Genomic DNA, 21,949 nt, shown 5'->3' with positions numbered 1-21,949 from the left:
GCGCCCGCGCGGGCGCGCACGGCGCCGCTCTCGGCTAGCCGCCCGCGGCCGCCTTCGGCATCTCGGGAGGCGCCGGCGGGTTCAGGATCTGATCGACGATGCGCGTGTCGTACTGACCGCCGGCGAAGCCCGGGTGCGCCAGGACCCGCTTGTGGAAGGCGATGTTGGTCTTGATGCCCTCGATGACGTACTCGTGCAGCGCCCGCGCGGCGCGCTGCATCGCCACCTCGCGGTTCGCGCCGGTGATGACCAGCTTCGCCACGAGCGAGTCGTAGTAGGGCTGCACCTTGTACTGCTCGTACGCCATGGTGTCGACGCGCACCCCGTAGCCGCCGGGCTGGTGGTAGCCGGTGATCTTGCCGGGCGACGGCGCGAAGGTGACGGGGTCCTCCGCGTTCACGCGGAACTCGATGGCGTGGCCCCGCGGGAAGACCGACTCCTGCGTGCGCTCGAGCGGCTCGCCCGCGGCGAGCCGGATCTGCTCGCGCAGGAGGTCGAGCCCGTAGACCTGCTCGGTCACCGGGTGCTCCACCTGGATGCGCGTGTTCATCTCCATGAAGTAGTAGCGGCCCTTCTCGTCCATGAGGAACTCGATGGTCCCCACGTTGTTGTAGCCGATGTTCCTCATGGCCGAGAGCGCCACCTCGCCCATCTCGCGCCGGAGCTCGGGAGTGACGGCGGGTGAAGGCGACTCCTCGATCAGCTTCTGGTGGCGCCGCTGCACCGAGCACTCGCGCTCGCCCAGGTGGATCACCCGGCCGTGCTCGTCGGCCACGATCTGCAGCTCGATGTGGCGCGGCATCTCGACGTAGCGCTCGAGGTACATCGAGCCGTCGCCGAAGGCCGACAGCGCCTCGTTGCTGGCGGTCTCGAAGAGCTGGCGGATCTGGCCGCGCTCGCGGCAGATCTTCATGCCGCGCCCGCCGCCGCCCGCCGCCGCCTTGAGGATGACCGGGTAGCCGACCTCCTCCGCGATCCGCTCGGCCTCCTCCGCGTCCCTGAGCTTGCCGCGGGCGCCGGGCAGGAGCGGCAGGCCCGCCTTCTCGGCCGCCTCGCGCGCGGCGACCTTGTTCCCCATGAGCCGGATCATCTCCGGGCGCGGCCCGATGAACTTGAGGTTCATCGTGGTGACCATCTCCGCGAACTCGGCGTTCTCGGAGAGGAACCCGTACCCTGGGTGGATGGCGTCGGCGCCGGTGACGTCGGCGGCCGAGAGGAGCGCGCGGACGTTGAGGTAGCTGTCCCGGGACTGGGGCGGCCCGATGCAGATGGCCTCGTCGGCGAAGCGGACGTGGAGCGACTCGGCGTCCGCGGTCGAGTGGACCGCGACGGTGGAGACGCCGAGCTCACGGCAGGCGCGGATCACCCGGAGGGCGATCTCGCCCCGGTTCGCGACGAGGACCTTCTTGAACATTCGGGGCTCCGGCGGGGGTTAGCCCGGGACGACGCGGAACAGCTGCTCGCCGAACTCCACCGGCGTGGCGTTCTGGACGAAGATCTCGGCGACGGTCCCGTCGACCTCCGACTCGATCTCGTTCATGAGCTTCATCGCCTCGACGATGCAGAGCGTCTGGCCCTTCTTGACCTTCTGGCCGACCTCCACGAACGGCGGGGAGTCGGGGGAGGGCGCGCGGTAGAACGTGCCGACGAAGGGCGAGCTCACGATGGTGCCCGGCTTGTCGCTCTTCGCCTCCGGCTTCGCGCCCGCAGGCGCCAAGGCGGCGGCCGGGGCCGGGACGGGGGCGGCCACCGGGGCGGCGTGGAGGGCCGGCGCGGGGTGAGCCGCGGCCGGCGCCGGCGCGGCGACGGCGCCGCGGCGGATGACGACCTTCTCGACCCCGCGCTGCCACGCGATGTGCGTGACGTCGCTCTTCTCGACGAGCGCCACGAGCTTCTTCACGTCCTCCATCGAGAAGCCCTGCCCCGCGGCGGTGTCGGAGGTGCGGGCGGGCTCCTGCGCTACGTGGGGCTGCTGCTTCAGCGGGCGGGTCGCCATCGGGGGATCTCCTTCGTTGCGGGGAGGTGCGGCGGGCTAGCCGGCGACGCGGGTCAGGTACTCGCCGGTGCGGGTGTCGATGCGGAGGATCTCGCCCTCGTTGATGAAGAGCGGCACGTTCACGACGTAGCCGGTCTCGAGGGTCGCGGGCTTCGTGGCGCCGGACACCGTGTCGCCGCGGATGCCCGGGTCGCACTTCACCACCTTGAGGTCCATCGCGTTCGGCAGCGTGACGCCGATCGCCTTCCCGTTGAAGAACAGGATGTGCGTGGTGGTGTTGTCCTTGATGAAGTTCCTGGCCTCGCCCATCTGCTCCTCGGTGAGGAACGTCTGGTCGTAGGTCTTGTTGTCCATGAAGTTGAAGTGGTCGCCCTCGCGATAGAGGAACTGCATCTCCTTCTCGTCGATGTCGGGCTTGCCCACCACGTCGCCGGACTTGAACGTCTTCTCGATCGTGCGCCCGGTGATGAGGTTCTTGATGCGCGTCCGCACGAACGCCGAGCCCTTCCCCGGCTTCACGTGCTGGAACTCGATGATCTCCCACGGCTCCCGATCGATCTCGATCTTGAGGCCGCGGCGGAACGCCGAGGTGTCGAGCGTCTCTGCCATTGCTGTGTCGCTCCTTCGAAGGTCTGGGTGAGAGTGATCCGCCCGCCGCGCTGCGGCAGCGGCGGCTGCCTGTCCCGACGGTCGGCCGCCCGTCCCTAGAGCTCTTCCTCGAGCTTCGGCGCGGTGACGCGGAGCAGGTAGCGCGCCTTCCCGAGGTTCCCCCCGGGCGTCAGCGCGACCACCATGAAGTACTCCGGCGAGACCTGCCGGGCCACGGCGAGCAGCTTGTCGGTCGCGATCGCCACCTCGGCCACGCCGCCCGCCTCGTGCGCCTCGGCCGCCTCGCGCGCGCTGCGCAGGACGCCCGAGTACTCGACGAGGAGCGAGCGCACGTCCGCGACGTCGCCCTCGCCGGTGAGGTGCGTGTCGATCTCGATCCCGTCCATGCCCATGAGCGAGCACGCGACGGCTCCGTCGACGCTCCGGCAGACCTGCTCGAGATGGGCGCGGAAGCTCATGTGCGGTGGCTCCGCCGGCCAAAAACCTCCGTCATTACGAGCACGGACGCGCGGAGCGGGCTCGTACTTAGCCCGCCCGCGCGTGCAACGTCAAGCGTTCGGCCGGAACGCGGCGCGTCAAGGCGTCGTGGGGGTGGTCGTCGTGGTGTCCGGCGCCTCGCACTCGAAGCCGAGCGGAACCTGCCCGACGCTCCCGCCGCAGGTGCCCTTCAGCAACTCGCCCGTGGGGCACACCGGCGGCGGGACGGCTCCGACGATGAGCGGCGTCTCGTAGGCGGCGGTCTCGAACTCCGACTGGTCCGCGTAATGCCCCTTCAGCCGCAGCTTCGCCACGACCTGTCCGGCGGCCGCCGGGCGCTGCAGGAGGAGCCCGACGATGGTGCTGCCACCCGCAGGGACCATGGCCTGCGTCTGGCCCACGACGTCCCCGATCGTCGCGGGGCCTTCCCACTCGACCTCGTACTCCGTCACGTAGGCGTCGTTGGTGTTGAGGCGGCCGGCCGACAGGTCCTCGTTGTTCGGCAGCTGGTTGTTGACCTGGAGGAAGACGGACATGGACGCGAGCCCCGGGTCCATCATGAGCGGCCCCATGTGCACCGTCTCGCAGGCGTCGTCGAAGACGCACTCGGTCGCGCTGTCCGGCGGGGAGCAGATCGCGAACGGCTGGAGGGAGGCGCCGTTGTCCGCGCAGGCGAGCGCGACGCTGGCGAGGGCGAGGGTCGCGAGTCTCGTCTTCATGGCAGCTCCTAGTTCCCCGCGGCGACGGCGGTCGCCGCCCGGTTCAGGATGCGGGGGGTGATGAAGATGAGCAGCTCGGTGTGGTCGTCCTGCTCGCTCATGTTCCGGAAGAAGTAGCCGAGCAGCGGGAGCTTGCCGAGGAACGGCACCTCGCTCGTCCGGTTCGCGGTCTGGCGGGTGTAGATGCCGCCGATGACGGTGGTCTCGCCGTCCTTCACGAGCACCTCCGTCTCCGCCTCCCGCTTCGAGATCGAGGGCTGGCCGTTCGCCCCGGTGAGCTGCGGATTCGGCTGGTTGTTCGTGGCCTTGATCTTGAGGAGGATCGAGCCGTCCGCGGAGACGTGCGGCGTCACCTTGAGCTCCAGCTTCGCCTCGATGAACGTCGTGTTCACGCCCGAGGCGGACACCTGCGAGAAGGGGATCGAGATGCCCTGCCCGATGGTGGCCTCGCGGTTGTCGATGGTGGCGATCTTCGGCGCGGAGATGGTCTTCACGACGCCGTTGTTCTCCAGGGCGGAGAGGCGGAGGTTCAGGTTGAAGGCGCCGCCGGCCGAGCCGAAGACGAGGCCGAGCGCGCCGCCCTGGCCGTCGCCGACCGGCGCGGGGAGCGACACGGCGTAGTTGGGGTTCGCGGCCGTGCCGAAGCTGTTGCCGGGGCCCGCGCCGCCTGCCGCGGCCACGTTGTTCGGGAACGCGACGCCGGTCGGGTTGCCGGTGGCCTGGGTGAAGGAGGCGTTGCCGCCCCACTGCACGCCGAGCGCCTTGTTGAAGTTCGACGACGCCTCGACGATGCGGCTCTCGATGAGCACCTGCGGGATCTCGGTGTCGAGGTTCCGCACGAGCCCCTCGGCGCGGACCAGCGCCTCCTGGACGTCCTTCACGATGAGGACGTTCGTGCGCTCGTCGGTGGAGACGGAGCCCCGCTCGCTGAGCACGTCCTTCACCCGCCCGGAGACGTCGCCGGCGCGCGCGAAGTTCACCGGGATGATCCGGACCTTGAGCGGCATGAGCGGGATGCGGGCCTTCTCCGCCTCGGCGCGCGCCTGCTGCTCCTTGGCGATGGCCTCGAACCTGGCGATGCGGATGACGTTCCCCATCTCCTCCTTGCCGAGCCCCTTCGACTTGAGGACGAGGTCGAGGGCCTGATCCCAGGGGACGTTCCGCAGGGCGACGGTCACCTTCCCGGTCACGTCGTCGGCGACGACGATGTTCTTCTTGGAGACGTCCGCGATGAGGCGCAGCAGGTTGCGGATGTCGATGTCGTGGAAGTCGAGCGTGATGCGGCGGCCGCTGTAGCCGCGCGCCTGGGGCGCGCCGGAGAGCGCGTAGGCCGGGGCCTCGGCCGCGAAGCCGGCGGCCTGCGCCTCGGCGGCGCGCGCCTCGGGGGCCGGCGCGGGCGCTGCCGCGGGAGCGTCCTTCCCGGTGGACGCGAACGTCCAGGCGAGGCCGTCCTTCGTCTCCACGACCTCGTCCTTCGCCGCGCCGCGGAGCGTCGCGACCACCTTCACCTGGCCGGTGGCCGGCTGGTTGAAGGAGGAGACCATGAGCACCGGCCCCTGGAACGCGCTCGTGTCGAGCGAGCGCTCGAGCTTCTTCGGGATCTCCGCGCCCTCCAGCGAGAGGACGACGGTGTGCGCATCGGGCCGGGACAGGGTGTACCGCGCCTTCCCCGCGATCTCGATGCGCGCGGCCTTGCCCTGCTGGCCGAAGCGCACGTCGGCGATGCGGGCGCGGGAGGGGGAGGCCTTCTTCGCGGTCGCGGTCGCGGTCGGGGTCGCGGTCGAGGTCGCGGTCGGGATCGCGGCAACGCGCGCTTCAGGCGAGACGATCGCGACGCCTCCCGCAACGCGCTTCACCTCGTAGGCCGGGAGCTCGCCGGCCGCGTCGAGGACGACGCGGATCTTCCCGGCGTCCTTCCCGAAGCGGGCCCGCGTGAAGGCGCCGGAGACCTTCACGGCGCTGCGCGGCGCGCGGGTGACGCCGTGCAGGTCGATCGCGAGCCGCGGCGGGTTGCGCAGCTCGAGGATCTCGAGCCGCCCGGGCTCGCCGTCGGTGGCGAGCACGAGCCCTTCCTTGCCGGAGCGGACCGCGCGCAGCGTCCGCGCGGTGCCGGCGCCGCCGTCGTCCACGCGGCGCGAGACGACGTGAGCGTCGGCCGAGGGCGTGCGAACCGAGCTCGCTCGCCCTTCGACGGGCTCAGGGCGAGCGGATTCCGGCGCCGCCCGCTCGTGGTGAGCCTGTCGAACCACGAGCGGACTCGGGGTATCCGTCGAGGTCACGGCCGCGGCCGGCTTCGCCCCCTCGGGGAGAACCCTCACCACCACGGCGTCGCCGCGGGGAGCGATCTCGTACGGCCGCGCGGCGTCGAGGGCGACGATCACCCGGCCCACGCTGCTCCGCTCGTCCTGGTACTGGGCCGTCGTGATCTCCGCGATGCCCCCCTTCTTCACGGCGAGGGGGGTCGCGAGCTTCGACACGTCGGCGCCGGCGAGGTCGATGACGAGCCGCGGCGGGTCCTGGAGCTTGAAGACGGTGTACGACGGCGGGCGGGATCCCTGGATGGCGACCTCGACCGCGCCGTCGCGCTCCGCGACGTCGAGGGCGCGGATCGCGTTCGCCTCGGCGGCGCGCGCCGGGACCACGAGGGCGCCCCAGAGGACGACTGCGAGGCGCAGGATGGGGATTTTCATGGGCGCTACTCCTCGAGGTTCAACGCGGCCTCGCGCGGGAGGCGGATGACGGTCTGGGTCCTGTCGCGGGTGCCGTCGGCGCGGACCACCCACTCGGCGACGACCACCTCGCCGGAGCGGACCGCGGCCACGGTCCCGCCGTTCTTCCCGATGCAGGCCCCGCGGCGCAGGGAGTAGCCGACGCCGTTCGGCGCCTGCACCATCGCGACGGGGTTCTCGAGCCCGGTCACGACCGCGACGAGCTGGAGCTGCTCGAGCTCGAACTTGCCGAGCGGGGTGGCGCAGCGGGTGGCGAGCTCGCTGCCCTGCTTCGACAGCTCGGAGAGATAGCTCCGGAACGGATCGCGCTTCCCTACCGAGGAGTACGACGGCTCGGGAGGCTTCTCGGGTGCCTTGGTTGCCTGAGCGGCGGGCGCCTGCTGCGGCGCGGCCGCGGGGGCGAGCCCGCCGGGCCGCGCCGCGCGCTGTGCGGCGGGCGCGGGAGATTCCCCGCACGCAGCCAGGAGCACGGCGGCCAAGACCGGGATTGCGCTTCGTCGCGCGCTCATCGCTTCGCTCCTGAAGGCTTCGCCGCCACGGGTGCCGCGGGCTCGACGAACATGAAGGCGGTGGCGAGGAACTTCGCGTTCAGGACCATCTTCCCGCTCACGTCCTTGGGCGAGTCCAGGACGATGTCATTGACGTTCACGATGCGGCGCATGCGACCCAGCGAGTCGAAGAAGGTCGCGATCTCGTGGAAGTTCCCGGTCACCGACATCGGGATGGGCAGGCGAGCGTAGAACTTCTCGTTCACGGGCGACCTCGGCTCGATGGTCCCGATCTCGAGGCCCGCCTTCTTCGCCCGGTCCTGGAAGAGCTGGAGGAGCTCGTCCACCTTCTTCTCCTCCGGAAGCTCGGCGAGCGCCTCGCGGAGCTGCTGCTCTAGGAGCTCCTTCTCGCGCCGGAACTGGTTCAGGTTGTTCGCGATGGCCGTCTTCTCCGTGAACTCCTTGTCGAGCTTCGCCAGGTCTCGCTCTGCCCGGACGATGCGCTCGTTCACCTCGGAGATCGACGGCCCGAGGCGCATGGAGATCACGAAGTAGTTCAGCACGGACAGCAGGAGCACCGCGACCGCCACCGCGGCGATCTTCGCCCCGACCGGCGCCTTCGCGACGCGCTCGATGAGCTGGTCCATGGAGTACTACCCCTTCTTTCCGGCCGCGGGGCCGGAGGCGGGCTTGGCGGCATACGCGACGGTCGCCGTGAGCGTGAAGTCCACGGTCCGGAATCCACCATCGGTCTTCGAGGCGGTCTTCTTCAGCTCGACGTTGCGGAACTGCGTGGATCCGCCGAGGGCCGTCATGAGCTCCGAGACGTCGTCGATCGTCGAGGCGGTCCCGTCGATCGTGACCGCCCCGCCCTTCTCCTCCAGCTTCCGCAGCCAGAGCCGCTTCGGGGTGAGCGTGGCGAGCTCGTCGAGCATCTTCACCGGTCCGGTGCGCGCGGTCTTCAGCTGCGCGAGCACCTCGAGCTTCTCCCTGAGCTGTGCCTGTTGCTCCTTGATGTTCTTCACCTCGCCGATGATGCGATCGAGCTGGGCGATCTCGTCCTTGGTCCGCTTCACCGCCGCCTGCTTCGTGGCGAGCGCGTCGGCGCGAGAGGCGGCCCACAGGTAGTTCACGACGACGCCGAGCACCAGCACGAGCGCGAAGAGGATCAGCTGCTGCTTGCCGGCCTCCTTCTTCTTGGAGACGCGGACCGGGAGGAGGTTGATGCGGACCATGGCTACTTGTCCCCCGCGCTGCGCAGCGCGAGCCCGACGCCGACCGCCGCGGACGGCGCCGCGGCGAGGAGGACGGCGGGATCGAACCTGCGGTTGTCCACGTCCACGTTCTTGAAGGGGTTCAAGAGCTCGACCCGCACGCCCGCCCGCGCCTCGAGCACCTTCTGGAGGGCGGGGATGCGGGCGGTGCCGCCGGAGACGTAGACGCGCCCGATGCGCGCGTCGCCGGAGGTGGACGCGAAGAAGTCGAGCGAGCGCTGGATCTCGCCGCCCATTTGCTCGGCGACGGCCTGGATGACCCGCTCGACCTCCTGCGGGACGACGGCGTCGGTCTCGCCCTGGCCGCCGATCTTGAGGGCCTCCGCCTCCTCGTAGGAGATGTTGAGCTGCTTCTGGATCTCCTCGGTGAAGGCGTTGCCGCCCATGGTGATGTCGCGGGTGAAGCTCGTCGCGCCGCCGGAGAGGATGTTGATGTTGGAGACCGCCGCCCCGACGTTGATGAGCACCACCGTCTGGCCGTCGGGGTCGTAGTTGGCCTCGAAGGCGTTCTGGACGGCGAACGCGTCCACGTCGACCACGGTGGCGGTGAGCCCCGCCTCCGCGCAGACCGACGTGTAGTCGTTGATCATGTCCTTCTTGGCGGCGACGAGCAGGACGTCCATCTGCCCGGCGGCGTTCGCCTCGGGCGAGAGGATCTGCGTGTCGATGTTCACGTCCTTGACGTCGAAGGGGATGTACTGCTCCGCCTCCCACTGGATCGACTCGTCGAGCTCCTCCTGCGTCATCCGCGGCATGGAGATCTTCTTGATGATGACGGAGTGACCGCCGATGCCGATGGCGACGTCCTTCGCCTTCACCTTGTGCTCGGCCACGAGGTCCTGGATCGCCGACACGATCGCGCCGGAGTTCATGAGCGCACCGTCGACGATCGCCTCCGGCGGCAGGGGCGCCGTCCCGAACGCCTGCAGCGCGTACCCGCCCTTCTTCTCCTTCAGCTGGACGAGCTTGACGCCGGACGAGCCGATGTCGAGGCCGACGGCGAGCTTCTTCTTCGCCATGGCGGTTCCCTTCAGGCGACGGCCGGGCGGCGCCCGGCCCGAGGTGGACGGTGGCTCACGCGCGCCCCCCGCGGCCGCGCGCGAACACCTTGAAGCGATCGGACGGCGTGAGGCCGAGGGCGAGGATGATCTTGCGCTGCGTGTCCATGCGGCAGTCGAGGCCGCTCTCGACGCGCGCGACGGTGAGCGGCGACACCCCGGCCTTGCGCGCGAGCTCGGCCTTGGTGAGGAGCTGCTCCTCCCGCAGCCGCTGCACGTTGTTCGAGGCGCGCCGGGTCGCGTCGGTCCGCTGTCTGGACGGTCGAGCAGGCATGCGAGCGCACGCTAAGCCAAGCCCGATGAAGGGATCAAGAAAGCGACCTGTGCGCGAGTCGGCAGGTGTGGGGAAAGGATGCGTCGCGGAGATCGAGTGATATCTAATTGATAGGTTTCACTCTAGGTCCTGGGCGAGAGCTTGACGGAGGATGACCTCGCCGGCGCCCCCGTTCCCCGGCTCGTGGTTCGACAGGCTCACCACGAGCGGTCGACGCTACCCCAGCCCGTAGTCCCTGATCTTGTAGAGCAGCGCCCGGTAGGAGAGCTCGAGCAGCTCGGCCGCCCGGGTGCGGTTGCCGCCGGTCCGCTCCAGCGCCGCGCGGATCAGCTGCTCCTCCACGGCGCGGGTGGCCTTCTTGACGGAGAGCGAGTCGTCCGGCAGCGCCGGCGCCGGAGCGCGAGGCGGCGCGCCGCGGACCGCGTCGGGCAGGTCCTCCTCCCCGATCACCGGCCCATCGGCGAGGACCACCGCGCGCTCGACCACGTGCTCGAGCTCGCGGACGTTCCCGGGCCAGCGGTGCGTGCGGAGCGCCTCCTCCGCCTCGGGCGAGAACGACATCGGGGGCAGCTCGGGGCGCAGGCGCGAGAAGCGCGCGAGGAAGTGGCCGGCCAGCGGGGAGATGTCCTCGGCGCGCTCGCGGAGCGGCGGGAGGCGCACGCCGATCACGTTGAGGCGCCAGTAGAGGTCCTCGCGGAACCGCCCCTCGGCGACCGCGCGCCCGAGCTCGCGCGCGGTCGCCGCCACGACGCGCACGTCCACCTTGCGCGCCCGGGTGTCGCCCACGGGCCGGACCTCCTCCTCCTGGAGGAAGCGGAGGAGCTTCACCTGGAGGTGGAGCGGGAGCTCGCCGATCTCGTCGAGGAACAGCGTCCCGCCGTCCGCCTCGGCCGCGAGCCCCTTCTTGTTTCGGCTGGCGTCGGTGAACGCCCCCTTGACGTGGCCGAACAGCTCGGACTCGAGCAGCTCGCCCGGGATCGCGCCGCAGTTCACGGCCACGAACGGCATGGCCGCGCGCGGGGAGCGCTCGTGGAGGGCCCGCGCGACGAGCTCCTTCCCCGTCCCGGACTCCCCCTCCAGCAGCACCGTCGTCTTCTGCGGCGCGATCTTCGCGATCTGGCGGAGCACGGCCTGCATCCCGTCGGACGCGCCGACGATCGCCTCGGGCCGGTACTCGGCCGCGAGCTCGGTGCGGAGCCGGCGGTTCTCGCGCGCGAGGCGCTCGCGCTCCTCCGCCTTGCGGAGGACCAGCACCACCTCGTCCGGCTTGAACGGCTTCGAGAGGAAGTCGTACGCGCCCGCCTTCATCGCCTCGAGCGCGGCGTCGTGCGCCCCGTACGCCGACATGACGATCACCGTCAGCTCCGGCTGCAGCCGCTGGATCTCGCGGAGCAGCGCGAGCCCGTCCATCCCCGGCATCCGGACGTCGGTGAGGACGAGGTCGTACTCGCGCGCGGCGAGCTCGCGGAGCGCGTCGGAGGCGCTCGCCACGGCGCGGACCTCCCGGCCGTGATCCGTCAGGATCACGGAGAGGAGGTGGCGCATGGAGGTCTCGTCGTCGACGACGAGCACGCTGCGAAACGTCACGGGGCGCACCTTATCACGCGTCCACCACCCTGCCCGGCCACGCGCCCGTCAGGCCTCCGCGGGCTCTCCGGCCTTCACGAGCCGGACGACGACCCGCGCGCCTCCGCCCGGCGCGTTCTCGGCGCGGATGTCGCCGCCCAGCGCCTCCACGATGCTCCGGCAGATCGCGAGGCCGAGGCCGGTCCCCTGCCCCGCCCCCTTGGTCGTGAAGAACGGCTCGAAGACGCGCGAGAGGTCCGCCGTGTCGAATCCCGGGCCGGCGTCCTCCACCGCGAGCTCGACGAAGCCGCCCGCCGCGCGCGCCCTCACCCGCGCCGCGCCCGCGCCCCCCATCGCATCACCCGCGTTGAGCAGCAGGTTGAGGAGCACCTGCGCGAGCCGCTGCTCGTCCGCGAGGGCCCGCGGCAGCGCCGCCGGGAGGTCCTCGGTCACCTCGACGGCACGGAACCGGGGCTGCGCGCGCGCGAGCCGGAGCGCCGCCTCGAGCGGCCCTCGCACGTCGATCGGGCGCACCACCGGCGCGCTCGGGCGCGCGAGATCGAGCAGGTCCCGCACGATCCGGTCGATCCGCGCCGTCTCCGCCGCGATCCGCTCCGCGAACTCCGCGGCCTGCGCGAGCGCGGGCGGGCTGCCGTCGCGCAGCCGCGAGCGCGCCAGCTCCGCGTAGCCGGTGATGGCGCCGAGCGGGTTGCCCACCTCGTGGGCGATGCCGGAGGCGAGCTGGCCCGCGGTGGCGAGCCGCTCGGCGCGGACGAGCGACTCGCGCGCCTCGAGGAGCGCGCCGTTCGCCCGCTCGAGCTCGCTCACCTTCTCCGCCAGCCGGCTCCGCTCCTCCGAGAGCGCGCCCGCGAGCCGCTCGAAGGCCACCGCGGCTCCCGCCGCGCCGCGCCTCTCCGTGGCGGCGTCGCCGGGCGGGGCGAGCAAGGGCAGCGCGTCGGCGCGGGCGCCTGCTCCCAGGCGCTCCGCGGCGGAGACGATCCGATCCACCGGACGCGCCACCGCCCGGAAGAGCAGCGCCGCCCCGAGCGCCACGCCCGCGGCGCCGCCCACGAGGACGACGACGGCGAGCGCGCGCGGAGAGAGCCCGCCGCGGGCGGCGAGCGGGAGGCCGATCGCGAGCGTCACCGCGGCGGCGCCCGCGCCGGCGGCGGCGAGATCGAGCAGGAGGACGGTCCGGACCCCGCGGCCCACGGCTCACCGGAACGCGCCGAGCGCGGGGAACGCGCGGGCGAGCAGGTCGGCGCCGTAGAGCCACTCGACGGCGCCGAGCGCGAGGAACGGTCCGAACGGGACCGCGTTCCTGGGGGGGACCCAGTCCTCGTCGGCGGCGCTCTCGTCCGCCGCGGGAGCCTCGTTCGCCCGCCGCTCTCCCGTCTCGGCCTTCCCGAGCAGCACCAGCGCGATCCCCACCACGCTGCCCTGGATCGAGGCGAGCAGCACCACGGGCAGCAGCGCGCCGAGCCCGAGCCACGCGCCGAGGCCGCCGAGGAGCCAGACGTCTCCGAACCCGAGCGCCTCCTTCTTGAGGACCTTCTCTCCCCCCCACGAGAGCGCCGCGAACACGCCCCAGCCCACCGCGGCGCCCCAGAGCGACGAGGGGAACGTCGAGGCCGCGCTCCAGCCGAGCAGCGAGGCGAGGAGGCCCGCCGCCAGCAAGGGCCAGGTGATCACGTGCGGGAGGAGCCAGGTGTCGAGATCGATGAAGGCGAGCGCCACGAGCGTCGCGACGAAGGCCAGCTCCGCGCCCGCCTCGCCGGAGAGACCGTGCCGGCGCCACGCCAGGTACCCGGCGGCCGCCCCGAGCAGCTCGACGAGCGGGTAGCGGATCGAGATGGGCAGCGCGCAGCGGCGGCAGCGGCCGCGCAGCAGGAGCCACGAGACCACGGGGAGGTTGTCGTACCAGGCGATCGGCTTCTCGCAGCGAGGGCAGCGCGACCCCGGCCTCACGATCGAGAGGCCCGCCGGGACGCGCGCGATCACCACGTTGAGGAAGCTGCCGACGACGGCGCCCAGGACCGTGAACCACGCCGCGGCGAACGCGGCCGGGACGCTCGGGTCGGGCGCCATGGGCTACGAAGCCTTGCGCGTCGGCGCAGGGGCCGGCGCTCCCTGCGTCTCCGCGAGCCGACGCACGAAGAAGTCCTCGAGCGTGTCGCGGTGCGGCGTGAGGGAGAGCACCCGCCCGCCGGCGCGGACGATGGCGGCCACGGCGGCGTCGGCGTGCCCCTCGTCGTCGAACGCGACGGTGACCCGCTCGGCGTCGGCGCGCACGATCCGCCCCGCGGCCAGGGCGGGCGCGGCGGCGGGCGGCACGACCGCGCTCAGCTCGACGGAGCGGACGTTCGCCGAGAGGAGGTCGTCGATCCGGCCGACGTCCCGGAGCTTGCCCCCGAGGATCACGCCCACGCGGTCGCAGAGCGTCTCCACGTCGGGGAGGATGTGCGTCGAGAAGAAGACGGTCTTGCCGCGCCGCTTCAGCTCGAGGATGAGGTCGCGGACCTCCTTGCGGCCCACGGGGTCGAGCCCGCTCATGGGCTCGTCGAGCACGACGAAGGCGGGGTCGCCCACGAGCGCCTGCGCGATGCCGAGCCGCTGCTGCATGCCCTTCGAGTACTTGCGGAGCTGGCGGTCCGCCGCGGCCTCGAGCCCGACCATCCCGAGCAGCTCCTCGCAGCGCTTCCCCCGCTCCCGGCGCGGCACGCCGGCGAGGGTGGCGAAGAACCGGAGCGCCTGCATCCCGGTGAGGAACTCGTGGTACGAGGGGTTCTCGGGCAGGTAGCCGATGCGCGCCTTCGACGCCTCCGAGGGGATGGGCGTGTCGAAGATGAAGGCTCGGCCGCGCGTGGGGAAGATGAGCCCCATCAGCATCTTGATGGTGGTGGTCTTGCCCGCGCCGTTCGGGCCGACGAACCCGAAGATCTCCCCCTCCTGGACCGAGAAGGTGAGGTCGTCGACGGCCGTGACGCGCTTGCCGGGGCGGAGCTCGAAGACCTTCGTGAGCCCCTCGGTTCGGAGGATCATGTCGAGCGCATGATCCGGGCGTCGCCGGGCGCTGTCAAAGGCACGGCGCCTCCCGGACCCGTGGCACACACCCGCCCGCACCGCCGCACGCAGCGCTGACGAAATCCGTCAGTCGGGCTCACCCGGACCGCCCAGGATCGTCAACGCGCGCGGCGGCGCCAGCCCGCGGTTCCGGCCGGTTACGCGACGCGGCTCGCTGGCATGGGTCCTGCTTCGTGCCGGCCCAAGACAACGGGCCAGGGATCAGCACGAGCCCGAAGACGGTGGCGCCACGGTGGTCCCCCCGCGTACGCCACACCACGGAGGCATCATGAAGAAGACGTCCAAGGGCTTCACGCTCATCGAGCTCATGATCGTGGTCGCGATCATCGGCATCCTCGCCGCCATCGCCATCCCGAACTTCATGCGGTACCAGCTCCGCGCCAAGGTCAGCGAGCTGAACGAGAACGTCACCAGCATCTTCAAGTCGCAGGAGGCGATGCGCCAGAGCGAGCGTTCGAACCCGGAGGGCGCGATCGGCCAGTACTGGCAGTTCGCGGCGGTCCCGACGCCTGTTGCTCCGAACGACGTGGGCACGAGCAAGATCGCGTGGACGCCCGGGGACGTGGTGGTCGCGCGCAACATCGACTGGGCGGTCGAGGGCGCCACGTACGGTCGGTACCAGTCGGACGTCACGGCGCCGACCACTGGAACCATCGTCGCCAACTCCGGCGTGGCGCTGACGGTCACAGCGCGGTCGGACGTCGATGGCGACGGCGTCCTGCGCTGCGTCGCGCTCTTCAAGCCGCAGCTCGGCTCTCTGGGCGACGTGACGTCCACGCCGCCGGACGGTGCGTGCGAGACGGCGCTGGTGTTCGACGCGACCAGGACGGGCGCTCCGATCATCCAGGACGAGAGCGTCTTCTAGCGAATTAGAGGCCCAGGCAGAGTTGTGGCACTCTGATGGCGCCCTCGGCCGAGTCGAGGGCGCCATCCGCTTTTCCGAACGACGATGAAACGGCGCACCCTCGCCCTGATCGCCCTCGCGGCGGCGCTCGCGACCGCCAAGGTGGCCATCGGGCACCGCCTCGACGCTCAGAGCGTCCTTGCTCCCTACGACCTCGCGTACGTCCCGAGCGCCGCATCGGTGCGATGGGTCTCGCTCGGCCACCCGACGCTCGCCGCCAACCTCTTCTGGCTGCGCGCCGTCCAGTACATGGGTGACCCGAAGGCGAATGAACGAGGCTGGGAGAAGCTCTACCCGGTCCTCGAGCTCGTGACCGACCTCGACCCCCGCCACGGCTACGCCTACCAGGTCGGCGCGAACATCCTCGCCGCGTCGGGGCTCGTGGACGAGTCGAACCGGCTCCTCGAGAAGGGGACGGCGAACGTGCCCGATCGCTACATCCTCCCCTACCACCGCGGAGTGAACGCGTTCCTCTACGCGGGCGACTACGCAGCGGCCGCGTCCTGGTTCGAGCGCGCCGCCAGGTCGCCCGGCGCGCCGCTCCACACCCGCGAGGCGGTGATGGCGATGTACGTGAAGGCCGATCAAGCCGACGCCGCGATCCGCTTCCTCACGTACATGATCGAGTCGAGCGAGGACGCCGAGTCCCGCCAGGCGCTCGAGGCCCAGCTCCAGCAGGCTCGCCTCGAGCGGATCGCGCTGCGCCTCGACGAGGCGGTGCAGGCGTTCCGCGAGCGGTTCGTCCGGCTGCCGTTCGCCGTCGAGGAGGTGCGGTTCGCGGGCCTGATCGACGACATCCCGCCCGATCCGTACGGCGGGTCGTGGATCGTCGACGGCGAGGGGCGAACGCACTCGTCCGTGCACGACCGCCGCATCCTGAGGCCGATGACCCACTCGGAACGCCAGGAGTCGCAGCAGCGACTCGGCTCGACCTTGAAAGGCGCGACGCCCCGATGAAGATCCTCGCCATCGCCGCGGTCACCCTCCGCGAGGCGCTGAGCCGCAAGATCCAGGTGACGCTGCTCGTGTTCGCCGCGCTCCTGCTCGTCGCGGCGTACGTCGCCACGCTCCTCACGGTCGGGTACTCACACCGCATCCTCGCGGACCTGGGACTCTCGGGGATGGAGCTCGTCTCGATCCTCCTCGCCACGTTCCTGGGCGCGGACCTCGTCGCCGGGGACGTGCAGCGCCGCGTCATCTACCCGATCGCGGCGAAGCCCGTCTCCCGCACGCAGTACCTGCTGGGGCGCTATCTCGGGCTGTCCGCCGCGCTCGCGCTGAACCTGCTCGCGATGGCGCTCATGCTCTCCGCGCTCTTCGTCCTCGACGCGGGCTCGCTGGCGCCGCTCACGCCCGCGCTGGCCGGCGCGCTCGGCGCGCTGCTGCTCAAGGTGCTCACCGTGGCAGCGATCGCGGCGCTCTTCTCCACCTTCACCAACACCACCCTGGCGGCGATCTTCACGCTCAGCCTGACCGTCGCCGGCTACCTCACGAGCGAGCTGCGCGCCCTCTGGGAGGGCGACCACGCCTGGATCGCCACCCTAATCTGGTACGCGCTGCCGGACCTGGGCGGCCTCACCACGAACGACGCGGTGGTCTACCGCACCGCGCTCCCGGCTGCGCTGGGACTGAGCTGCCTCCTCGCGATGGCCCACGCCGCCATCGCCCTCGCCCTCGGCGCGGCGGTGCTCGAGCGGCGCGACTTCCGCTGAACCGCCCTCAGGACCCGCGACGGGGCCGGGCCTAGCGTACCGCCCGCTCGGCGAGGCTTCGCGCGCTCGAGTAGCTGGCCGGCGCCACCTCGAGGAACCGGGTCAGGTGCGGCCTCGCCTCGCCCTTGCGGCCGGTCCGGAGCAGCACCATCGCGAGGTTGAACAGGGCCTCCGGATCGCGAGGCGCCAGTCGAACGGCCTCGCGGAGCTCGCCCTCCGCCTCCCCCATCCGTCCGAGCGACAGGAGCGCGGCGCCGAGCTGGGCGCGGGCGTAGAAGGACGCGGGATCGCACTCGACGGCCCGCCGCAGCGCGACGGACCCATCCTCGAGGCGCCCGGCTTGCACGAGCACCGTCCCGAGGTTGAGGTGCGGTCTCGACTTGTTCGGTGACTTCTCGGCCGCGTCCGACCAGATGGAGAGCTCGCTGGCCCAGGCCCGGTTGCGCTTGAACGTGGCGGCCCCGAGGACCACGGCCACCACCGCAGCGCCCACCACCAGCCCGCGGGCGGCGTGGCGCGGCTGGAGCCGATGCAGCCCCAGCGCCACGAGCACTCCGGCACCGCAGAAGAGTCCGACGGAGGGGAGGTAGACGCGGTGCTCGTAGATGACGTCCACGATCGGCACCAGCGTCGACTCGACCGCCAGCGCGAGGAAGAACCAGGCGATGCCGAACCCGGCGAGGCGCGCCGCCGGGTCCAGGGGCCGCCCATCGGCGCGAGCCGACGTGTGGCGGTATAGAAGCGCAGCCACCGACGCCAGCGCGGCGAGCAGCAGCGTCGCCGCGAGCACCCGCGGCTCGAGCAGCGCGTGCGCCAGCGGGAAGTCGTGGTCGAGGTTCTGCCCGGCCGGCCACACGAGCAGGCGCAGGTACGTCGCGATCACGGGAGCCTGCGTCAGCAGGTAGTCGAGCCGCGACAGGGTGGTCTGCACCCGCGTCGCCTGGGCGATCGCCGCCGGGCTGGTGAGGGCGGGGCCCAGCATGGTGAACGGGATGATCAGGATCGTCGCGGCGATCGGGACGAGGAACAGCCGCCTGCGCCACGACGACGGCCCGAAGAAGGAGAGCTCGCACAGCACGACCGCGATCGGCGCGGTGAAGGCGATCTCCTTCGTCTTCATCGCGAGCACCGCGCTCGCGAGCACGCCGGCATACAACGCGACGTGCTTCGTCCGGCTCGCGTCGCCCCGCTCCCGGGCGAGCCTCCAGCGGAGGAACAGCACCACGGTGAGCAGGTAGAAGAGCGTGGCGAGCGAGGTGAAGCGCTGGACGACGTAGGTGACGGCCTGGGTCTGGACGGGGTGCGTCGCGAAGACCGCCGCCGCGAAGAAGGCGATCGCCTGCGCGGACCCGGCCACTGCGGAGCCGCAGAGCCGGGGGGTCCTGAAGCACAGAAGCACGAGACCGTACACCAGGCCCGCGTTGATCGCGTGGATGAGGAAGTTGACGACGTGATAGTCGAGCGGATTGAGCTTCCCGAGCGCGTAGTTCACCGCGAACGTGACGTAGCCAACGTACCGCTGGGGCGCGAGCTCGTACCCGCTCCAGCTCAGGAACGCCCCGAGATCGCGGATGGCCAGGTTGTCTCGAACGTGGTGGAGGTCGTCGAAGACGAACGCCCCGGTGAACGAGCTCGAGTAGGCCAGCAGCGCGAGGAGCCAGACGACCGCCAGCGGGTACCGGTGAGCCCAGTCGCTCCCCCCGTCGGCGAAAGGCTCGCCGCCGAGCGTGCCGCCTCCAGCTGTCCACCCCTGCGACTTCTCTATTTCGTCGTTCACGGCGCCGGCATCGTTGCAGAGCGGCGCCCGTGGCGCAAAGGTTCGCCCTGCCGTCGCGTGACGCCGCGCGAGGTCCCGCCGCCAGCGTACCGACCCACGCGTCATCCGCGCCGGAACGCCCACATGCAAACTGTAGCGACCGCTGCAAGAAGTGACGTGCCGACGGCGCGGAAGCCGCCGGCCCGTCGCGCCAAGCCACCGAGAATACAGAGGTGCGCCTCGCCGGAGCGGGCCCGCGGCTTGCTTGGTGCCAGCGCATGCACCGGCGCCACGGGTTCACGCTGATCGAGCTGATGGTGGTCCTCGCGATCGTCGCCATCCTCGCGGGCGTGGCGTTCGGCGTGTCCCAGGCCGCGCAGTCGAACGCGAACCTCGGCAGCGCCACCTTCGAGCTCGCCTTGAAGCTGTCGGGCCTCAAGGCGCAGGCGATCTCGGACCAGGACGACTACCTGGTCGTGCTCCTCGACGGCACGGACCCGGCGGCGTGCAGCGCCTTCGTGCAGGGGCGCTGCACGCGCTACTACGTCCTGCGGAACCCGAACGCCTCCTGGACGCTCGCCGGCTTCAACCCGACGAGCCCGGGCACCAACGCCGCGTACGTGGACCACGTGGCGATGCCGCGCGGCGTACGGCTGTACCCCGGCGTCACGGGCGTTCCCCCCGCCCCGTTCGCCGCGATCCCGATGTTCGACTCCGCGCTGACGGCGACCATCGCCGGCAAGCGCCGCTTCGCGATCCGCTTCGGGCGAGACGGGACCGTCTCGGCCGAGGGCGCGACCGGGAAGCCGGGATATGCCTTCGCGCTCACGACCAGCGTGGACTCGCCCGCCGCCGATCGCCGCGGCCTGGTGGTCGCCTTCCCCGCCGGCATCGTCCGGACGTTCGTGACGAACTAGGAGCCGCCATGCACGCCCAAGGGCTCGAGCGCCGTCCTCCGCACCCGCGCGGCCAGCGCGGCACCACCCTCCTCGAGGCGATGGTGGCGCTCGCCATCCTCGCGGTGGGGCTCCTCGGGATGATGAAGCTCCAGATCATCGGGATCACCTCCAACGCCGGCGCCCGGGCGCACACCACCGCCGCCCAGCTCGCGACCGAGCTCGCCGGCGCGCTGGAGGCGCTGCCCTTCGACGACGGGCGGCTCGCCGGAACCCTCTCCTCCACGCCCCCGTCGACCTTCGGATCGCTCCTCGGCGCGGACACGACCGCGGACGAGATCCGCACGTGGAGCGACGGCGAGGCGGTCCCGGGCGCGCGCCTCGACTCCGCGATCGAGGCCGACCCGCTCGACGGGTCGCAGCCGCTCTACCGCCGCCGCTGGACGGTCTGGGACTACGTCGGCGACGGGTCCGCGAGCGGCGCGGCGGCGACGAAGGTCGTGGCCGTCTCGGTCGTCTACCACGAGCGTGGGAACGCCAGCCCGCGGGAGGTGGTGGTGCTCACGCAGCGCTCGAACCCCGGCCTCGCGCTCTCCTTCGCGGCGGCCTACCGGTGATCCCCATGCCTCCCCGACCCGCCGTCCGCGGCGTCACCCTCGTCGAGCTCCTGATCGCGATGGCGGTCTCGTCCCTCGTGCTCGTCGCGATGGTGGGGATCGTGACGTCCCAGCAGCAGGCCTACGCCGACGGCCACCGCGTGCGCGCGGCGCAGGCCTCGGCCCGGAACGCGCTGCTGTTCCTGGAGCAGAAGCTGCCGCTGGCGGGGTACGGGATGGCGCCTTCTCTCGCGCTCGACCTCGATCGGTACACGAGCGGTCCGTGCCCCGCGCAGCTGCAGGTCAGCGGCGCCTGCAAGCGCGACCGCACGGACGACTCCGACGAGCTCGTGTTCTACGCGCGCAATCCGTCGTACTGGCTGCAACCCTCGGGCACCGGGATGGCGGGCCGTACGTGGAGCGTGACCAGCTCCGGTATCACCGCCACGCACCTGCACCTGAACGCCCGCGCCGGCGACACGTTCCTCAAGGGACAGATCCTGCAGGCGGTCTGCGAGGGCGCGAGCCAGTACGTCTACGTGACGGTTGCCGCCAGGGCGCCGGCCTCGGCGCCCGTGGCCGTCGACGGGCCGCTCCAGATCGAGCTCGAGGCGGTGGACTCGGCGAACCCCTTCAAGCGCCAGGACGCCGCCGGCGACGAGTGCTTCCGCAGCGGCGCCGCGCGCGTGTTCCTGATCGATCGCTACCGGCTCCACGTGCGGCCGGTCGCGGTGGGCGATCGGGTGGACCCGTTCCTCGTCCTCGATCGCGGGGTGGACTCCGTCGGGACCGGCGGCGCCGTCACCGAGGCGGACGAGGAGTTCGTCGCGGAGGGCATCGAGTCGATGCAGGTCGCCTACGTGCTCGCGAACGGGAAGGTGGTCGGCGCGACGTCCGGCACCGGCATCACCTTCAACGCCGGCTTCCCGGGCGCCCCCGGCACCACCGACACGCTCACCCAGCTCGTCTTCCCGGGCCCGGCGCCGGCGCCCGACGAGAGCGTCTACTCGCCGACCAGCTGGTACCGCTACACGATGGGTCCGCCCGCCGACCCCGAGCGGCTCACGGATCATCAGGCGAACGTCCGGGCGGTCCGGATCGCGATCGTCGCCCGCTCTCCCGAGCCGGACTTCACGCGCCAGAGCTCGCCGCCGATGCTGCGCCTGAACCAGTCCGCGCCGGCGGCCTGGGTGGGCGACGCGGACGCCAAGGACGGTTACCAGCGCGTCGCCTTCGAGGCGACGATCCCTCTCCCCAACATGCTCTCGCAGGGCATGGTCTACTTCTAGGAGCCGCCATGCCCCCTCGTGCGCAGGACCGCGGCAGCACGCTCGTCATCGCCCTCATCCTGCTGGCCGTCCTCTCGGTGATCGGCGGCGCGGCGGTGCTGCTCTCGTCCCAGGAGCGCCGGAACGCCGCCGCGAAGTCGCGCGTGGACGCGCTCGCGGCGTGCGCGCAGGCGGCGCGGGCCAAGATCTGGGCGGAGATCGCCCGGTACGGCCCGCGCTACCTGTCGAGCGCGAACCAGCTCACCGCGCCGCTCGACATCACGGGCGTCGGCACGCTCCAGGCGCCCGCGCACTACGGCTCGACCACCTCGATGACCGTGAACCAGGTCGTGCTCGCCGTCGACAAGGCGGTCAGCGACGGCGCGCCCATGCCGGTCGTGGATCTCACGAACCGGAGCGCCTCGCCCGACGCGCTCACCTCCGGCCGCGCCTACCGCGCGGTGGCCCGCTGCACGGACGCGCGCAACCGCGAGCTGGAGGTCGAGTTCGCGATGCGGTTCGCCCTCTTCTAGCCTCACAGGA

General features: G+C 71.6%; 22 protein-coding genes and 1 pseudogene. 7 read left to right on the top strand and 16 right to left on the bottom strand.

The genetic code is table 11. The features are described 5' to 3' along the window. Nucleotides 1-34: 34 nt before the first annotated feature. From accC to ANAE109_RS03495, 15 genes are all read right to left on the bottom strand, one after another. On the bottom strand, nucleotides 35-1,414 hold the full coding sequence (accC, locus tag ANAE109_RS03565; RefSeq protein ID WP_011985014.1) for an acetyl-CoA carboxylase biotin carboxylase subunit: 1,380 nt from the start codon (nucleotides 1,412-1,414) through the stop codon (nucleotides 35-37). 18 nt (nucleotides 1,415-1,432) lie between these two features. Further along, nucleotides 1,433-1,996 (bottom strand): acetyl-CoA carboxylase biotin carboxyl carrier protein, encoded by a 564-nt coding sequence (gene accB, locus ANAE109_RS03560; RefSeq protein ID WP_011985013.1) that lies wholly within the window; start codon nucleotides 1,994-1,996, stop codon nucleotides 1,433-1,435. 36 nt (nucleotides 1,997-2,032) lie between these two features. Beyond that, nucleotides 2,033-2,605 carry an elongation factor P gene (efp, locus tag ANAE109_RS03555; protein WP_011985012.1) on the bottom strand — a complete coding sequence of 191 codons (573 nt, stop codon included), beginning with the start codon at nucleotides 2,603-2,605 and terminating at the stop codon, nucleotides 2,033-2,035. Between the two features lie 95 nt (nucleotides 2,606-2,700). Next, nucleotides 2,701-3,063 (bottom strand): hypothetical protein, encoded by a 363-nt coding sequence (locus ANAE109_RS03550; protein ID WP_011985011.1) that lies wholly within the window; start codon nucleotides 3,061-3,063, stop codon nucleotides 2,701-2,703. A 117-nt stretch (nucleotides 3,064-3,180) separates the two neighbouring features. Further along, nucleotides 3,181-3,801, bottom strand: coding sequence for a hypothetical protein (locus ANAE109_RS23215; RefSeq protein ID WP_011985010.1), 621 nt, complete (start codon nucleotides 3,799-3,801; stop codon nucleotides 3,181-3,183). A gap of 8 nt (nucleotides 3,802-3,809) precedes the next feature. After that, the gene (pilQ, locus tag ANAE109_RS03540; protein WP_011985009.1) at nucleotides 3,810-6,491 is read right to left on the bottom strand and encodes a type IV pilus secretin family protein; all 2,682 of its coding nucleotides are present in this window, start codon (nucleotides 6,489-6,491) and stop codon (nucleotides 3,810-3,812) included. Between the two features lie 5 nt (nucleotides 6,492-6,496). Then, nucleotides 6,497-7,000, bottom strand: a complete 504-nt coding sequence (locus tag ANAE109_RS03535; RefSeq protein ID WP_234945319.1) for a pilus assembly protein PilP — start codon at nucleotides 6,998-7,000, stop codon at nucleotides 6,497-6,499. A gap of 35 nt (nucleotides 7,001-7,035) precedes the next feature. Further along, nucleotides 7,036-7,665 carry a type 4a pilus biogenesis protein PilO gene (locus ANAE109_RS03530; protein WP_011985007.1) on the bottom strand — a complete coding sequence of 210 codons (630 nt, stop codon included), beginning with the start codon at nucleotides 7,663-7,665 and terminating at the stop codon, nucleotides 7,036-7,038. Between the two features lie 6 nt (nucleotides 7,666-7,671). After that, nucleotides 7,672-8,253, bottom strand: coding sequence for a PilN domain-containing protein (locus tag ANAE109_RS03525; protein ID WP_011985006.1), 582 nt, complete (start codon nucleotides 8,251-8,253; stop codon nucleotides 7,672-7,674). A gap of 2 nt (nucleotides 8,254-8,255) precedes the next feature. Then, on the bottom strand, nucleotides 8,256-9,311 hold the full coding sequence (gene pilM, locus ANAE109_RS03520; protein ID WP_011985005.1) for a type IV pilus assembly protein PilM: 1,056 nt from the start codon (nucleotides 9,309-9,311) through the stop codon (nucleotides 8,256-8,258). 55 nt (nucleotides 9,312-9,366) lie between these two features. Continuing rightward, complete coding sequence (locus ANAE109_RS03515) at nucleotides 9,367-9,624, bottom strand: helix-turn-helix transcriptional regulator (RefSeq protein ID WP_011985004.1); 258 nt, start codon at nucleotides 9,622-9,624, stop codon at nucleotides 9,367-9,369. Nucleotides 9,625-9,840: 216 nt separating this feature from the next. After that, nucleotides 9,841-11,211, bottom strand: coding sequence for a sigma-54 dependent transcriptional regulator (locus ANAE109_RS03510; RefSeq protein ID WP_011985003.1), 1,371 nt, complete (start codon nucleotides 11,209-11,211; stop codon nucleotides 9,841-9,843). Between the two features lie 48 nt (nucleotides 11,212-11,259). Further along, the gene (locus ANAE109_RS03505) at nucleotides 11,260-12,402 is read right to left on the bottom strand and encodes a sensor histidine kinase (protein ID WP_011985002.1); all 1,143 of its coding nucleotides are present in this window, start codon (nucleotides 12,400-12,402) and stop codon (nucleotides 11,260-11,262) included. Between the two features lie 3 nt (nucleotides 12,403-12,405). Beyond that, nucleotides 12,406-13,278, bottom strand: coding sequence for an A24 family peptidase (locus ANAE109_RS03500; RefSeq protein WP_011985001.1), 873 nt, complete (start codon nucleotides 13,276-13,278; stop codon nucleotides 12,406-12,408). Nucleotides 13,279-13,281: 3 nt separating this feature from the next. Next, complete coding sequence (locus ANAE109_RS03495; RefSeq protein WP_041448100.1) at nucleotides 13,282-14,232, bottom strand: ABC transporter ATP-binding protein; 951 nt, start codon at nucleotides 14,230-14,232, stop codon at nucleotides 13,282-13,284. A 310-nt stretch (nucleotides 14,233-14,542) separates the two neighbouring features. Here ANAE109_RS03495 and ANAE109_RS26105 point away from each other — a divergent pair. The 3 genes and pseudogenes from ANAE109_RS26105 to ANAE109_RS03480 form a co-directional block, all read left to right on the top strand. Continuing rightward, a pseudogene (locus tag ANAE109_RS26105) lies at nucleotides 14,543-14,636 on the top strand (prepilin-type N-terminal cleavage/methylation domain-containing protein); the annotation flags it as partial. Nucleotides 14,637-15,223: 587 nt separating this feature from the next. Continuing rightward, nucleotides 15,224-16,135, top strand: coding sequence for a lipopolysaccharide assembly protein LapB (locus tag ANAE109_RS03485; RefSeq protein ID WP_011984998.1), 912 nt, complete (start codon nucleotides 15,224-15,226; stop codon nucleotides 16,133-16,135). Further along, complete coding sequence (locus ANAE109_RS03480) at nucleotides 16,132-16,890, top strand: ABC transporter permease subunit (RefSeq protein WP_011984997.1); 759 nt, start codon at nucleotides 16,132-16,134, stop codon at nucleotides 16,888-16,890. The genes ANAE109_RS03485 and ANAE109_RS03480 overlap by 4 nt, the downstream gene beginning before the upstream one ends. Nucleotides 16,891-16,921: 31 nt before the next feature. Here ANAE109_RS03480 and ANAE109_RS03475 read toward each other — a convergent pair whose 3' ends face one another. Next, complete coding sequence (locus ANAE109_RS03475; protein ID WP_234945234.1) at nucleotides 16,922-18,667, bottom strand: M48 family metallopeptidase; 1,746 nt, start codon at nucleotides 18,665-18,667, stop codon at nucleotides 16,922-16,924. 257 nt (nucleotides 18,668-18,924) lie between these two features. Between ANAE109_RS03475 and ANAE109_RS03470 the strand changes: the two genes are divergently transcribed. From ANAE109_RS03470 to ANAE109_RS03455, 4 genes are read left to right on the top strand one after another with little or no spacing between them, the layout of a single operon-like run. Continuing rightward, nucleotides 18,925-19,563, top strand: a complete 639-nt coding sequence (locus ANAE109_RS03470; RefSeq protein ID WP_011984995.1) for a type II secretion system protein — start codon at nucleotides 18,925-18,927, stop codon at nucleotides 19,561-19,563. A gap of 8 nt (nucleotides 19,564-19,571) precedes the next feature. Further along, nucleotides 19,572-20,159, top strand: coding sequence for a prepilin-type N-terminal cleavage/methylation domain-containing protein (locus ANAE109_RS03465; protein WP_011984994.1), 588 nt, complete (start codon nucleotides 19,572-19,574; stop codon nucleotides 20,157-20,159). Between the two features lie 5 nt (nucleotides 20,160-20,164). Then, complete coding sequence (locus tag ANAE109_RS03460; protein ID WP_011984993.1) at nucleotides 20,165-21,427, top strand: PilW family protein; 1,263 nt, start codon at nucleotides 20,165-20,167, stop codon at nucleotides 21,425-21,427. An 8-nt stretch (nucleotides 21,428-21,435) separates the two neighbouring features. After that, nucleotides 21,436-21,939 (top strand): PilX N-terminal domain-containing pilus assembly protein, encoded by a 504-nt coding sequence (locus ANAE109_RS03455; RefSeq protein ID WP_011984992.1) that lies wholly within the window; start codon nucleotides 21,436-21,438, stop codon nucleotides 21,937-21,939. The last annotated feature ends 10 nt before the right edge of the window (nucleotides 21,940-21,949 follow it).

This window comes from Anaeromyxobacter sp. Fw109-5, assembly GCF_000017505.1.
Lineage (GTDB): Bacteria > Myxococcota > Myxococcia > Myxococcales > Anaeromyxobacteraceae > Anaeromyxobacter.
The sequence above is the reverse complement of the archived record's forward strand: the minus strand, read 5'-3'. Positions and strand labels throughout refer to the sequence as shown.

What these genes read in the sequence shown, in the direction of transcription:
- pilM (WP_011985005.1), bottom strand. Translation starts at nt 9,311, where the DNA reads ATGGCGAAGAAGAAGCTCGCCGTCGGCCTCGACATCGGCTCGTCCGGC.
- ANAE109_RS03460 (WP_011984993.1), top strand. Translation starts at nt 20,165, where the DNA reads ATGCCTCCCCGACCCGCCGTCCGCGGCGTCACCCTCGTCGAGCTCCTG.
- accC (WP_011985014.1), bottom strand. Translation starts at nt 1,414, where the DNA reads ATGTTCAAGAAGGTCCTCGTCGCGAACCGGGGCGAGATCGCCCTCCGG.
- ANAE109_RS03455 (WP_011984992.1), top strand. Translation starts at nt 21,436, where the DNA reads ATGCCCCCTCGTGCGCAGGACCGCGGCAGCACGCTCGTCATCGCCCTC.
- ANAE109_RS03550 (WP_011985011.1), bottom strand. Translation starts at nt 3,063, where the DNA reads ATGAGCTTCCGCGCCCATCTCGAGCAGGTCTGCCGGAGCGTCGACGGA.
- ANAE109_RS03485 (WP_011984998.1), top strand. Translation starts at nt 15,224, where the DNA reads ATGAAACGGCGCACCCTCGCCCTGATCGCCCTCGCGGCGGCGCTCGCG.
- ANAE109_RS03525 (WP_011985006.1), bottom strand. Translation starts at nt 8,253, where the DNA reads ATGGTCCGCATCAACCTCCTCCCGGTCCGCGTCTCCAAGAAGAAGGAG.
- ANAE109_RS03515 (WP_011985004.1), bottom strand. Translation starts at nt 9,624, where the DNA reads ATGCCTGCTCGACCGTCCAGACAGCGGACCGACGCGACCCGGCGCGCC.
- pilQ (WP_011985009.1), bottom strand. Translation starts at nt 6,491, where the DNA reads ATGAAAATCCCCATCCTGCGCCTCGCAGTCGTCCTCTGGGGCGCCCTC.
- ANAE109_RS03480 (WP_011984997.1), top strand. Translation starts at nt 16,132, where the DNA reads ATGAAGATCCTCGCCATCGCCGCGGTCACCCTCCGCGAGGCGCTGAGC.
- ANAE109_RS03530 (WP_011985007.1), bottom strand. Translation starts at nt 7,665, where the DNA reads ATGGACCAGCTCATCGAGCGCGTCGCGAAGGCGCCGGTCGGGGCGAAG.
- ANAE109_RS03465 (WP_011984994.1), top strand. Translation starts at nt 19,572, where the DNA reads ATGCACGCCCAAGGGCTCGAGCGCCGTCCTCCGCACCCGCGCGGCCAG.
- accB (WP_011985013.1), bottom strand. Translation starts at nt 1,996, where the DNA reads ATGGCGACCCGCCCGCTGAAGCAGCAGCCCCACGTAGCGCAGGAGCCC.
- ANAE109_RS03495 (WP_041448100.1), bottom strand. Translation starts at nt 14,232, where the DNA reads ATGATCCTCCGAACCGAGGGGCTCACGAAGGTCTTCGAGCTCCGCCCC.
- ANAE109_RS03500 (WP_011985001.1), bottom strand. Translation starts at nt 13,278, where the DNA reads ATGGCGCCCGACCCGAGCGTCCCGGCCGCGTTCGCCGCGGCGTGGTTC.
- ANAE109_RS03470 (WP_011984995.1), top strand. Translation starts at nt 18,925, where the DNA reads ATGCACCGGCGCCACGGGTTCACGCTGATCGAGCTGATGGTGGTCCTC.
- efp (WP_011985012.1), bottom strand. Translation starts at nt 2,605, where the DNA reads ATGGCAGAGACGCTCGACACCTCGGCGTTCCGCCGCGGCCTCAAGATC.
- ANAE109_RS23215 (WP_011985010.1), bottom strand. Translation starts at nt 3,801, where the DNA reads ATGAAGACGAGACTCGCGACCCTCGCCCTCGCCAGCGTCGCGCTCGCC.